This is a genomic window from Streptococcus sp. STC1396 (assembly GCF_058933875.1).
In genome coordinates, this window is record NZ_JBZYCU010000016.1 from 16,421 (window position 1) to 29,227 (window position 12,807).

Here is a 12,807-nt window from a genome sequence, read left to right on the forward strand (position 1 = left end):
CAAGCGTGTATGATATGATGGATCATCGTCGCTCCCTTCACGGGAGCGTGGATTGAAATAAACATCAAAGCAAAGGCGGTAGGTTCAGCATCCGGTCGCTCCCTTCACGGGAGCGTGGATTGAAATTAAATCCCAGGCATACTCCCCTTTCGGAGTTTTGTCGCTCCCTTCACGGGAGCGTGGATTGAAATTGTCTTACTAGCCAGCATAAGATCCAATGTGAGCAGTCGCTCCCTTCACGGGAGCGTGGATTGAAATATCGACACGGAAGGCTCGACAGATAATATGGATGGTCGCTCCCTTCACGGGAGCGTGGATTGAAATTAATTGTTGTTGGACTTCGGCCGCCATATCTGTATGTCGCTCCCTTCACGGGAGCGTGGATTGAAATAATACTACTGGACGATGTAATGGTGCAATGGTTAAGTCGCTCCCTTCACGGGAGCGTGGATTGGTGGACTATTGCTAGTCGTTGTCTTTTTTGCAGTTTAATGTAGCTTAAAAATTTTTCGTTATATTAAATTACTGATGAGGTTAATGTGACAAATTGTATATAATTTCAAATATGTATTTTTTGAGATAAAGTATACCATTATGAAAAGTAGTTAAAGTTATGGATTTAGAAATAACAAAGGAGCAAGCAATAAGCCGATTTTCAATCTGCTCTGGATAAGAGAAGGAGCGGGTCAGATAGCGGTCGAAACCTAGAGAAAAGAAACAAGGCAAGCTTCGGTAGATGAACTGAAGTCCGTGCTTGTTTCTTTTTATTTTACGATTTTCTTTCACGGAATGTTTCTGACTTAGTGAATGAGTGATTTTCGCCTGAATCTAGTCACTATTAGTCTCATATGTTTTTCTAGCTTGCTTCTTTATGATATAATGGTCTTAAATATCTCAAAGGAGGACAGCTTTGTTTTTAGCTTTTAAAGAGATTGTCTACAGCCGCGGACGCTATCGTTTAGTGGTTGCTGTGGTCTTTCTCATTACCTATATGGTTTTCTTTTTATCCAGTCTTTCCGTCGGTTTGGCTAGGCTTAACCGCTTGGCTTTGGACCAATGGCAGGCTGAGTCGATCGTCTTGTCGGAGTACGCCAATAAGAATCTGGTAGCTTCGATTCTCAAGGAAGAGGAGTATAGTAACCTGCTTCAAAGGGACTCAATCGCTGCTTTGGGACAAACGTCAGCAGTGGCCAATTATGAAGATGGGACGGATAAACTCAACGCTCAAGTTTTTGGTCTTTCCTGGGATAGTTTTCTGGCACCAGATGTTATTGATGGACGTCCTGTTGAGAATGCTCATGAAGTCATTGCGGATAAGCGCCTGCAGCAAAAAGGTGTGAAACTGGGCGACCAGCTCCAGCTCAATGGTAGTGAGCACATTTATCAAGTTGTTGGCTTCACGGTGGATAATAGCTTCTTAACTCAGCCAGTTGTCTTTATGGCGCTGGAGGATTTCAGGGAATTAAAGTACGGCTCTAGTCAGGTTAAGAATATCAGCGCACTTGTGGTCAAAGATAGTCAAAAAATTGAAGAAACTGGGCTTAGTCAGCTCTCTATGAGTGATTTTATAGAAAATATCCCTGGCTATCAGCCTCAGGTACTGACTTTTTCCTTTATGATTGGGGCCATGGTTCTGATTACATTTTTGGTATTGGGAATTTTTATGTACATCATTACCATTCAGAAGACGCACCTTTACGGTATTATGCGCGCCCAAGGGATTGCCAGTGGGAAGATTATTGCTTCTATTTTTTGGCAGATTTTCATCCTGTCCACTCTGGGAATCAGCTTAGCTGTCTTGGCTCTTTTGGGAACCCAGCTAGTCTTGCCGGCTTCTATGCCTTTTTACAGTGACTGGAGAGCTTATGCTGGATTGATTGTCCTGATTGTTTTCATGTCACTGGCTGGCGGACTCTTGTCCATTCATCGGGTTCTGAAAATTGACCCTATCACAGCGATCGGAGGTGAGTAAATGCCAATCATAGAACTAAAAGGGGTTACAAAAGAATATGGTCAGGGGCATACGCTGGTTCAAGCCCTGAAACCAACTGATTTCCAACTGGAAGCAGGGCAGTTTGTAGCTATTATTGGGCCGTCAGGCTCGGGTAAAACAACCCTTCTGACCTTGCTGGGGCATTTACAAACGCCTTCAAAAGGGCAGATTCTCCTGCATGGGAAAGATACTTCCCAGCTCAAGGAAAAGGAACGAGCTGCCCTACGCTTCAATGATTTCGGCTTTATTTTGCAGGCCTCCAATCTCATACCTTTTTTGAAAATCGAAGACCAGTTTCAGCTGATTGACCGCTTATCTAAAAAGGAAAGAACAGAACTGGACAGTCTGATTGAGCTGCTAGATCTAAAAGACACACTCAAGCAGTATCCCAAAGAATTGTCTGGTGGGGAACGGCAGCGAGCTGCTATCGCCAGAGCGCTTTACAATAGCCCAGATATTATCTTGGCTGATGAGCCGACAGCTAGTCTGGATACAGAGCGGGCTAAGCGCGTGGTCCATCTGCTCAAAGAAGTGACTCAGAAATTCAACAAGAGCGTGGTCATGATTACCCATGATACCCGCCTACTGGACGAGGTTGACAAGGTCTATGAAATGCAAGACGGAGTGCTGACTCAAGTCCGATGAAGATGTGCCCAAACAGAAAAATAGTTTGGGATAAGGAGAGTACCACGATTCATGATCAGGCGAATTCTCAGCTAGATTGAATAGACAAACAAACACGGTTCTATCTATCAAGAACCGTGCTTCTTTTTCTTCGCTTTTTCGTAATTTTCAGGATTTATTTTTGTGGTGCGGGCTTTGTTGAGGAAGGCCTCCTTCCAGCTGCGTTTTTGGATGGTATCTCTGACTTGCTCATTCTTTCGACTTTCTAGATATTCGCCTAGATTTTTTGCTTTGATAAATTCTGTGATGCCCATGTCATTTCCCTAAACAAAACTGGCTGAAGAGCTGGGTGATGAGTTCGTCTGGTGCGGCATCACCTGTGATTTCGCCTAGGATTTCCCAGGTGCGAGTCAAATCGACTTGGAGAAGATCAACTGGCATGCCCAATTCCAACCCCTCGTTGACAGCTTGCAGGCTTTCGACGGCTTTTTCGATGAGGGAAATGTGCCGAGCATTGGACAAGTAGGTGGCATCTTGCTCGACAATGCCAGCATTCTCAAAGAAGAGTTGATTAATACGGTCCTCTATTTTATCAATATTTTGATTGTGGAGGACAGAAATCTTGATAGCATCAGCAGGTAGTTGGTCCAGCTCAATCTTTTCTTCGAGGTCAGTTTTGTTAAGTAGGACAATACGATTGCTGTCTTTACTGATTTCAAGCAACTGGCGGTCTTGCTCGGTCAGGGGCTCACTAGCATTGAGAACTAGGAGGACTAGATCAGCTTCCTGTAGTGCTTTTCTAGAGCGTTCAACACCAATCTGCTCTACCAGATCATCTGTCTCGCGAATACCTGCCGTATCAATAAGCTTGAGCGGTACACCGTTGATATTGACATACTCCTCAATCACATCACGAGTTGTCCCTTCGATGTCGGTTACAATAGCTTTGTCCTCTTGAAGTAGATTATTGAGCAGGCTGGATTTGCCAACATTTGGCCGACCGATGATAGCTGTAGAAATGCCTTCGCGGAGAATTTTTCCTCGGCGGGCAGTTTTGAGAAGGCTGCTCAGCAATGCTTCGAACTCAGCTGTTTTTTCTCTCATGAGTTGAGTTGTCATCTCTTCTACATCATCGTACTCAGGATAGTCGATATTGACCTCTACCTGTGCCAATGTGGTGAGGATTTCCTGACGGGTGCTGTTGATAAGGTCGGAGAGAGAGCCGTCCAGTTGTTTGACAGCATTATTCATGGCTTTATCAGTCTTGGCTCGGATGATGTCCATGACTGCCTCAGCCTGAGTCAGGTCCATGCGTCCATTGAGAAAGGCCCGTTTGGTGAATTCCCCTGGCTCTGCCATTCTAGCTCCTTCTCGGATGGCGAGTTGCAGGATTTCATTGGTGACCGCAATTCCGCCGTGGGTGTTGATTTCGATGATATCCTCGCGCGTGAAGGTCTTGGGCGAGCGCATAGCGCCGACCATAACCTCGTCTAGGATTTCCTGTTTTTCTGGATCAACGATATGGCCGTAGTTGAGCGTGTGGCTGGCAACTTTGCTTAGATCTTTGCCTTTAAAGATTTTTTGGGCAATAGCAAAGCTGTCCGTTCCGCTTAGTCTGACGATGCCGATAGCTCCTTCTCCAAGAGGCGTCGAAATCGCAGTAATGGTATCAAATTCTCGTGTTATCATCTTTTATTCCCTGCATTTTCTATAAATAGTGAATCAATTATTCTAATTGTAACGCAAAAAAGGAGTGGGAGCAAGATTTTAGGTCATTTTAATGAAAAGTATGAATGGTAAAGCATGAACTACCTTAAAAAGGCTGAAAACACTTTCATATTCCGAAGAATCATGATATAATTAAAATAGTTGATTTTGGGAGGTGCTATGGAAACTCTAAAAAAACTAGCAGGCATCAAGGCTGCTGAATTTGTTGAAAATGGGATGGTGGTCGGTCTGGGAACAGGTTCGACTACCTATTATTTTGTTGAAGAAATTGGTCGTCGCATCAAAGAAGAGGGGCTGCGGATTACTGCAGTCACGACTTCTAGCGTGACCACTAAGCAAGCAGAAGGCTTGGGCATTCCGCTGAAATCCATTGATGAGGTGGATCAGGTTGATGTGACCGTTGATGGAGCTGATGAAGTGGATTCTCAGTTTAACGGGATCAAAGGCGGTGGCGGAGCCCTGCTGATGGAGAAAGTTGTTGCGACACCTACCAAGGACTACATCTGGGTGGTTGATGAAAGCAAGCTGGTTCAAAAACTAGGTGCCTTCAAGCTTCCGGTTGAAGTAGTGCAATATGGTGCGGAGCAAGTTTTCCGTCGCTTTGCCAAGGCAGGCTACAAGCCAAGTTTCCGTGAAAAAAATGGCCAACGTTTTATAACGGATATGCAGAATTTCATTATCGATTTGGGTTTGGGGGTGATCGAAAATCCAATCGAATTTGGTCGAGAATTAGACCACATCGTGGGCGTTGTTGAGCATGGACTTTTCAATCAAATGGTCAACAAGGTCATCGTCGCAGGACAAAGTGGCGTAAAGGTTTTAGAAACAGACAACTAGAAAAGAGGTTTATATGTCAAAATTTAATCGTATTCACTTGGTAGTCATGGACTCAGTTGGTATTGGTGCTGCGCCAGATGCCAATAACTTTGTCAATGCAGGGGTGCCAGATGGAGCTTCCGATACTCTGGGACACATTTCCAAAGCAGTCGGCCTAGATGTGCCAAATATGGCTAAGCTGGGCTTGGGTAATATCGAGCGTGAGCAAGCGCTGAAAACAGTACCAGCCGAGGAAAATCCAAGTGGTTACTATACTAAATTAGAAGAAGTTTCTTTAGGTAAAGACACGATGACAGGCCACTGGGAAATCATGGGTCTGAACATTACTGAGCCTTTTGATACTTTCTGGAATGGCTTCCCAGAGGAAATCTTGACTAAGATTGAAGAATTTTCTGGGCGCAAAGTTATTCGTGAGGCTAACAAACCTTATTCTGGCACGGCAATTATTGACGACTTCGGGCCTCGTCAGATGGAAACTGGCGAATTGATTATCTATACTTCTGCAGATCCAGTGCTTCAAATCGCAGCTCATGAGGAGATTATTCCTTTGGACGAGCTTTATCGTATCTGCGAATACGCTCGCTCTATCACTTTGGATCGGCCAGCGCTTCTAGGCCGCATCATTGCTCGCCCTTATGTAGGTGAGCCTGGCAACTTCACTCGTACAGCTAATCGCCATGACTATGCAGTTTCTCCATTTGAGCCAACTGTTTTGGACAAGCTCAATGAAGCAGGCATTGATACCTATTCTGTAGGTAAAATTAACGATATCTTCAATGGCGCTGGTATCAACCATGATATGGGCCACAACAAGTCCAATAATCATGGAGTGGACAATCTGGTTAAGGCTATCCAGTCTGAAGACTTCAAGTATGGCTTCTCATTTACCAACTTAGTGGACTTTGATGCTCTTTATGGCCACCGTCGTGATCCGCATGGCTATCGTGATTGTCTGCAGGAATTTGATGCTCGCTTGCCAGAAATCATTGAAAATATGCGTGAGGATGACTTGCTCATGATTACCGCTGACCATGGAAATGATCCGACTTACGCCGGAACTGACCACACTCGTGAGTACATTCCGCTCTTGGTCTTTGGTAAATCCCTCAAGGGGAATGGTCACTTGCCTGTCGGACATTTTGCGGACATTTCAGCAACCGTTGCGGACAACTTCGGTGTCGACAAGGCTATGATTGGTGAAAGCTTCTTGGACAAATTGGTATAAGCACTATAAGAGAGTGAGGAAATTAGTTTATGACAACATTATCTGAAAAAATCAAAGCAACAGCAGCCTTTTTAAAAGAAAAAGGTATGACAGAGCCTGAATTCGGCTTGATCTTGGGATCTGGTTTGGGAGAGTTGGCTTCTGAAATTGAAAATGCCGTTAGTCTTGACTATGCAGATATTCCAAACTGGGGCCGCTCAACTGTCGTTGGTCACGCTGGTAAATTAGTCTATGGAGACTTGGCAGGTCGTAAGGTCTTGGCACTGCAAGGCCGTTTCCACTTCTATGAAGGAAATCCTTTAGAAGTCGTTACTTTTCCAGTGCGTGTGATGAAGGCTCTCGGTGCGACAGGTGTTATCGTTACAAATGCTGCTGGTGGTATCGGTTATGGCCCTGGAACGCTTATGGCGATAACTGACCATATCAATATGACTGGTCAAAATCCTTTGATTGGTGAAAACTTGGATGAATTTGGTCCACGTTTCCCTGATATGTCTAAATCTTATACTCCAGAATACCGTGAAATCGTGCATAAAGTCGCTGATAAGCTTGGCATCAAGTTGGAAGACGGTGTTTACCTCGGTGCTACAGGTCCGACTTATGAAACACCTGCTGAAATCCGTGCATACAAGACTATGGGTGCAGATGCTGTTGGTATGTCTACAGTTCCAGAAGTCATCGTTGCAGCTCACTCTGGACTGAAAGTTCTGGGTATTTCATGTATCAGTAACTTCGCCGCTGGTTTGCAAGAAGAACTCAACCACGAAGAAGTAGTGGAAGTAACTGAACGCATCAAGGGCGACTTCAAAGGCTTGCTCAAAGCCATTCTTGCTGAATTGTAAGAAAATAAAAAATCATAGAGAGGGGAGAGCCTGAGTTTCAAACGAACTCGGGCTAACCTTTCTATGACATTTGGTAAATATTTAAACTAAGGAAAGGTAGAACGAGGTGTTCAGATGTGAACACGAGCGGAAAACTATCTTTCAAATAAACACAGAAAGGAAGGGCTAACTGTATTCGCTGAACTGAATACGGGCGGAGAACTGTGTAAAAAAGATAAATCTACCTAGATGCAGTCGCATCTTCGTTAGATTTCCTATTTTTGCTTTGTTCTCTGTCGCTATCCTGAATCTAAAAAAAGAAAGGTAGAGCGTGTGTTTTGATTTGAACACGAGCGGAAAACTCGGAAAATAGATAATCTGCCTGAGAAATCAGGATTTCTCGTCAGATTCCTAATTTTCAGTCGTTTTCTTGTCGCTCTTTGTATCATAAATTATGTCTATCCATATTGCTGCTAAACAAGGTGAGATTGCTGATAAAATCCTTTTGCCGGGGGACCCGCTGCGGGCTAAATTTATTGCGGAGAATTTCCTAGAAGATGCCGTTTGCTTCAATGAAGTTCGGAACATGTTCGGCTACACTGGTACCTATAAGGGTCAGCGGGTTTCTGTCATGGGAACAGGGATGGGAATGCCATCGATTTCCATCTATGCACGTGAGCTGATTGTGGACTACGGTGTGAAAAAGCTGATTCGTGTGGGAACGGCTGGTTCGCTCAATGCAGATGTTCACGTTCGTGAATTGGTTCTGGCTCAAGCGGCTGCGACCAACTCAAACATTATCCGCAATGACTGGCCTCAGTATGATTTTCCGCAGATTGCTAGCTTTGACTTGCTGGACAAGGCTTATCATATCGCTAAAGATCTAGGCATGACGACCCATGTCGGAAATGTTTTGTCATCAGACGTCTTCTATTCCAACTATTTTGAAAAAAATATCGAGCTGGGTAAATGGGGTGTGAAAGCGGTCGAAATGGAAGCTGCAGCCCTTTACTATCTGGCTGCTCAGCACCAAGTAGATGCGCTTGCCATCATGACTATTTCTGATAGTTTGGTCAATCCAGACGAGGATACGACGGCTGAGGAACGTCAAAATACCTTCACCGATATGATGAAGGTTGGTCTGGAAACCTTGATTGATTAAGCATGAATCTAGATTTAAAAGAGGAAATTCTCTTTGCGATTTCCCGTTATGACTATGCTTATGCCTATAAGCTGGCGCAACAGTTGATAAACGGTTCACCCCTTTTGACAAAATTGTTGCATATTCTGGTAGAGCGCAGAGAGCTCAATATTCTGCCAGCCATGGATGAAGAGTTGAAGACTGCTTTGCAGATGCAAAGTGGTTTTCAGCTTTTTTGTCATACCGATTTGGCTGACGAACAGCTGGCCAACTATCTCTACGATTTGGAAGCCAAGCTGCGCAATGAGCAGATTATTGACTTCATTCGAGCAGTCAGCCCAGCGATTTATCGGATTTTCATGCGCTTGATTAAGCTGGAAATTCCTGATATTGAGCACTTTATCCATAATTCTCGTGAAGCCAGCTATGACCGCTGGAAGTTTGAACGGATGCGAGAGTCAGATTATGCAGTCTTGCAAGATTTTCATGCAGAAAGCACGGTCAATTCGTCCAGTCTGACAGAGTTGATTCTGTGCTTAGATCTGCCAGAGTCTGTCAAGGAAGAGGTCAGACAGCTGCGTGAGTTGGAAAAGTCAGTCCGAAATCCGCTGGCTCATCTGATTAAGCCCTTTGATGAGGCAGAATTATATCGGACAACTGGCTTTTCATCCCAGCATTTTATGGAGATTTTGGTGGATTTGGCACGCTTCACAGGGATTGTCTACGATCGGGAACATTTTTATTTTGATGAGGCAAATCGCTTGGTTAGAGCTTTATTGACAGGAGAGGAAAATGGATAAAATACAGCAGTTGCAAGGCATGATTGACCAAAGTCAGAATATCGTCTTTTTCGGTGGGGCGGGTGTCTCGACTGAGTCTAATATCCCTGACTTTCGCAGTTCGGATGGCATTTATAGTGTCAAGCTGGGGCGGCATTTTACGGCAGAGCAGCTAGTTTCGCATACCATGTTTGAGCGCTATCCGCAGGAGTTTTTCGACTTTTACAAGAAATACCTGCTCTATCCGGATGCCAAGCCCAATGTGGCTCATGCCTATCTGGCTCATTTGGAGAAGACCGGCAAGCTCAAGGCTGTGGTGACGCAAAATATTGATAGTCTGCACGAAATGGCTGGTTCAAAAAATGTCCTCAAGTTGCACGGCAGTGCGGATAGGAATTTCTGTCTAGACTGTCAGCGATTTTACGATTTGGCGGCATTTCTAGCTCTGCCTGGAACAGTGCCTTACTGCCCTGACTGCGGCGGCGTGATCAAGCCTGATGTGACCCTCTATGAAGAGCCTTTGGATATGGAGACTTTTCAGCAAGCCGCGCAGGCCATTCATCAAGCCGACCTGCTGATCATCGGGGGAACCTCCTTGGTGGTCTATCCTGCAGCTAGCCTCATCCAGTACTTTGCTGGCAAGCATCTGGTCGTCATCAACAAGACCAGCATTCCGCAGGACAAGCAAGCTGACCTCGTCATCGAAGGCAAGATTGGGGAAGTGTTTGCGCAGTTGAGACAGGGAGACTAAAAGAGTTTTTCAATGGGAAAGTTTATTTGTGAGAGATATTTAGGATTTTATGGCTGATTTATATATTCAACATTCGTCTTGTAGCTTGTCGGTGAGGGAGCAGCGTGTGCTTGTGCGAAATGAGGAGCACATCTTACTGAAGGAAATTTCCTTCAATCTGATTGACAATATCTTGGTCTTTGGCAATGCACAGCTGTCTACTCAGCTACTGAAAGCCTTGGCCACTAGAGATATTTTTGTATTCTATTTCTCGAGCAAGGGCGAGTTTCTATTTTCCCTTGATTCCTTTAGGAAGGAAGATTTTGAAAAGCAGCGTAGTCAGGCTCGGGCTTCTTTTGATGCGGATTTTTGCTTGGGCATCGCTCGGAAAATCGCTGCCGCTAAGATAGGCAATCAGCTCAATCTGCTCCAGGCTTTTGACGAAAATGACCTGCTGGATCAGGAGGATTTCAAACGCTTTAGTGATGGGATGGTACATATCGAGCAAGCTAGAAGCATTGCAGAGATTATGGGAATCGAAGGGCGACTGGCAAAATCCTACTTTTACCTCTTGAACTTACTGGTCATTGATGGTTTTCATTTTTCTGGTCGGAGTCGGAGGCCAGCTATGGACAAGTTTAATACCCTGCTAAACTTTGGCTACTCTATTCTTTATTCTTGCTTTATGGGCTTGATTCGCAAGAATGGTCTGAGCTTGGGCTTTGGAGTGATGCATCAGCCACATGACCATCATGCTGTCTTGGCGAGTGACTTGATGGAGGAATGGCGGCCGGTGATCGTGGATGATACGGTGCTGGGGCTGGTCAACCGTCAGGAAATTCTTGAAGAGCATTTCATTGAAAAGGAAGATGGTATCTTTTTGACGCCTGAAGGAATCGAGATTTTTTCTCGGGCTATGAGGGAGAGGATCTTGGAGATTCATCACTATGTCGAGCTGGATAAGAACCGCTACACTTTTCTATATGCGGCGGATCAGCAAATCAAATCCTTGATCCGAAGCTTTGAAGCCTTGGATCCAGCTGAGTATGTGTCTAGCTATACGGGAGGAGGGAAAGATGGTCTTCTTTAATCTTGATGATGATGAAAAAGAGTTTGCCAGAAAGAAAACGAAATTTTGTCTGGTCATTTATGATATCGTGAGCCATAAGCGACGCTTGAAGCTATCAAAGCTTTTAGAAGGCTATGGCGTGAGAGTTCAGCGTTCCTGCTTTGAGCTGGCTCTTGATAAGCTGGACTTTGACTGCCTTGTGAGGGAGCTGAGGGCCTTTTATCAGGCAGAAGAAGGGGATAATATCATTATCTATCTGGGGAACAAGGAAGAAAGGGTTGTTTTTAATCCTTATGATGGCGCGGAGTTGCTAGACGATATTTTGTTCTTTTAAGCTGTTATTTCTGAGCGAGAGGTGGTATAATGGAGTTAAGGTTTTAGCTAGTTTCTAAGGGGTACAAGATGTGGTGGGGCTCTTCTGAGTCTTTATACAAGATATGCTGTTAGAACCCCCACAATCCTCGAGAGGGGACGGAAACTGACGGCCATGCAGAGCGTGGGGACCATTCTGATTGGTTAGAACCCCCACAATCCTCGAGAGGGGACGGAAACATAGCGTGATTTTAAGGCTAGGCGGTATCGTGCTGCGTTAGAACCCCCACAATCCTCGAGAGGGGACGGAAACGTACCTAGCAGAATCCTGAGTACGGCGGGACACGCGTTAGAACCCCCACAATCCTCGAGAGGGGACGGAAACAATAAATCATTTATTTCATCTGTAAAATCTTTTACGTTAGAACCCCCACAATCCTCGAGAGGGGACGGAAACAGTTCCCCTCGACGGATAGATTTTCTTGAATGTGTTAGAACCCCCACAATCCTCGAGAGGGGACGGAAACTAATACATTCTTCAATATAATGCTTATGATCGATTGCGTTAGAACCCCCAAAATCCTCGAGAGGGGACGGAAACTATAACCAGATGTTCCTGTTAAGGCTACCTTTTTGTTAGAACCCCCAAAATCCTCGAGAGGGGACGGAAACTCAATTCCTTGGCTGTTACTTCAGAAAAGCCATTTTGTTAGACCCCCCAAAATCCTCGAGAGGGGACGGAAACATAATAAACACACGTTCCCGATTTTGGGGGACTCCGTTAGACCCCCCCAATCCTCGAGAGGGGATGGAAACGTATTTAGGAATACCTCTAGATACATTAACAACTGTTAGACCCCCCCCAATCCTCGAGAGGGGATGGAAACCGATCTCTTTTTTGCTTTTCTGTTATTCTCTCAATGTTAGAACCCCCCCAATCCTCGAGAGGGCACGGAAACTTAGCTTTGTTCACTCTCTATCTCCTTTGTGGTATGTTAGACCTCCCCAATCCTCGCGAGGGGACGGAAATATAAGTTTTATAGGTTATCATCGAATTAAAGAACTTGAGCTAGACTCTTCCATATACCTCGCGAGGGTACGGAAACTGCTCGTAGACCGTCTGCTGGGTGCGGATGGAACCGTTAGAACCCCCTAATCCTCGTGAGGGGACGGAAACCCGACTTTCACGCTTCCAACCAATTTTGTAGTTTTTACGTTAGATTCCCCCTAAACCTCGAGAGGGTACGGAAACTAAAAAAGATTCTAGTCCACCAAACACTGATATAGGTTTGTTAGCCCCCCCCAAATCCTCGCGAGGGGACGGAAATGTAACCATTTTTAAACCTACAATAGCCATGTATTAGGTTAGACCCCCCAAAATCCTCGCGAGGGGACGGAAACCTTTTAAAGTCCGCCCGACTATAGATTTTTTCGAGTGTTAGAACCCCCACAATCCTCGAGAGGGGATGGAAACACGATTAGAAAGTTTTTTAAAATAGTCAATCATAGGTTAGAGCCCCCCTAATCCTCGAGAGGGGATAGAAACGT

Annotated in this window: 12 protein-coding genes and 2 CRISPR repeat arrays (1 of these 14 running past the window's edge); of the genes, 10 read left to right on the forward strand and 2 right to left on the reverse strand. The window is 45.0% G+C overall.

Annotated elements, in window-relative coordinates; genetic code table 11:
* Nucleotides 1-458: direct repeats of the CRISPR family, unit length 32 nt; unit sequence GTCGCTCCCTTCACGGGAGCGTGGATTGAAAT; it begins 1,692 nt to the left of the window's first position.
* Nucleotides 459-910: 452 nt separating this feature from the next.
* Nucleotides 911-1,972 (forward strand): ABC transporter permease, encoded by a 1,062-nt coding sequence (locus AC5FEC_RS06895; protein ID WP_493661719.1) that lies wholly within the window; start codon nucleotides 911-913, stop codon nucleotides 1,970-1,972.
* Entirely contained in the window at nucleotides 1,973-2,638 is a 666-nt protein-coding gene (locus AC5FEC_RS06900; protein ID WP_493661720.1) for an ABC transporter ATP-binding protein, read from the forward strand.
* A gap of 107 nt (nucleotides 2,639-2,745) precedes the next feature.
* Here AC5FEC_RS06900 and AC5FEC_RS06905 read toward each other — a convergent pair whose 3' ends face one another.
* Together AC5FEC_RS06905 and mnmE are read right to left on the reverse strand one after the other, a co-directional pair.
* Nucleotides 2,746-2,931 (reverse strand): hypothetical protein, encoded by a 186-nt coding sequence (locus AC5FEC_RS06905; protein WP_037618054.1) that lies wholly within the window; start codon nucleotides 2,929-2,931, stop codon nucleotides 2,746-2,748.
* A 1-nt stretch (nucleotide 2,932) separates the two neighbouring features.
* Entirely contained in the window at nucleotides 2,933-4,306 is a 1,374-nt protein-coding gene (mnmE, locus tag AC5FEC_RS06910; protein WP_493661721.1) for a tRNA uridine-5-carboxymethylaminomethyl(34) synthesis GTPase MnmE, read from the reverse strand.
* Between the two features lie 198 nt (nucleotides 4,307-4,504).
* Here mnmE and rpiA point away from each other — a divergent pair, with 198 nt between their 5' ends.
* The 8 genes from rpiA (at nucleotide 4,505) to cas2 (ending at nucleotide 11,281) form a co-directional block, all read left to right on the forward strand.
* Entirely contained in the window at nucleotides 4,505-5,182 is a 678-nt protein-coding gene (gene rpiA, locus AC5FEC_RS06915; RefSeq protein ID WP_493661722.1) for a ribose-5-phosphate isomerase RpiA, read from the forward strand.
* Nucleotides 5,183-5,195: 13 nt separating this feature from the next.
* The gene (locus tag AC5FEC_RS06920; protein ID WP_493661723.1) at nucleotides 5,196-6,407 is read left to right on the forward strand and encodes a phosphopentomutase; all 1,212 of its coding nucleotides are present in this window, start codon (nucleotides 5,196-5,198) and stop codon (nucleotides 6,405-6,407) included.
* 29 nt (nucleotides 6,408-6,436) lie between these two features.
* A complete protein-coding gene (locus tag AC5FEC_RS06925; protein WP_493661724.1) occupies nucleotides 6,437-7,249 on the forward strand; it encodes a purine-nucleoside phosphorylase in 813 nt (270 codons plus the stop codon).
* A 433-nt stretch (nucleotides 7,250-7,682) separates the two neighbouring features.
* Nucleotides 7,683-8,390, forward strand: a complete 708-nt coding sequence (gene deoD / locus AC5FEC_RS06930; protein WP_015604594.1) for a purine-nucleoside phosphorylase — start codon at nucleotides 7,683-7,685, stop codon at nucleotides 8,388-8,390.
* Nucleotides 8,391-8,392: 2 nt separating this feature from the next.
* Nucleotides 8,393-9,169, forward strand: coding sequence for a hypothetical protein (locus AC5FEC_RS06935; RefSeq protein WP_493661725.1), 777 nt, complete (start codon nucleotides 8,393-8,395; stop codon nucleotides 9,167-9,169).
* Nucleotides 9,162-9,899: an NAD-dependent protein deacylase gene (locus AC5FEC_RS06940; protein WP_493661726.1), complete on the forward strand. Its 738-nt coding sequence runs from the start codon at nucleotides 9,162-9,164 to the stop codon at nucleotides 9,897-9,899. Before AC5FEC_RS06935 ends, AC5FEC_RS06940 begins: the two co-directional genes overlap by 8 nt.
* 49 nt (nucleotides 9,900-9,948) lie before the next feature.
* On the forward strand, nucleotides 9,949-10,968 hold the full coding sequence (gene cas1, locus AC5FEC_RS06945; RefSeq protein WP_493661727.1) for a CRISPR-associated endonuclease Cas1: 1,020 nt from the start codon (nucleotides 9,949-9,951) through the stop codon (nucleotides 10,966-10,968).
* The gene (gene cas2 / locus AC5FEC_RS06950; protein ID WP_493661728.1) at nucleotides 10,955-11,281 is read left to right on the forward strand and encodes a CRISPR-associated endonuclease Cas2; all 327 of its coding nucleotides are present in this window, start codon (nucleotides 10,955-10,957) and stop codon (nucleotides 11,279-11,281) included. The genes cas1 and cas2 overlap by 14 nt, the downstream gene beginning before the upstream one ends.
* A gap of 108 nt (nucleotides 11,282-11,389) precedes the next feature.
* Nucleotides 11,390-12,219: a CRISPR direct-repeat array (repeat unit 37 nt; unit sequence GTTAGAACCCCCACAATCCTCGAGAGGGGACGGAAAC).
* Nucleotides 12,220-12,807: the final 588 nt, after the last annotated feature.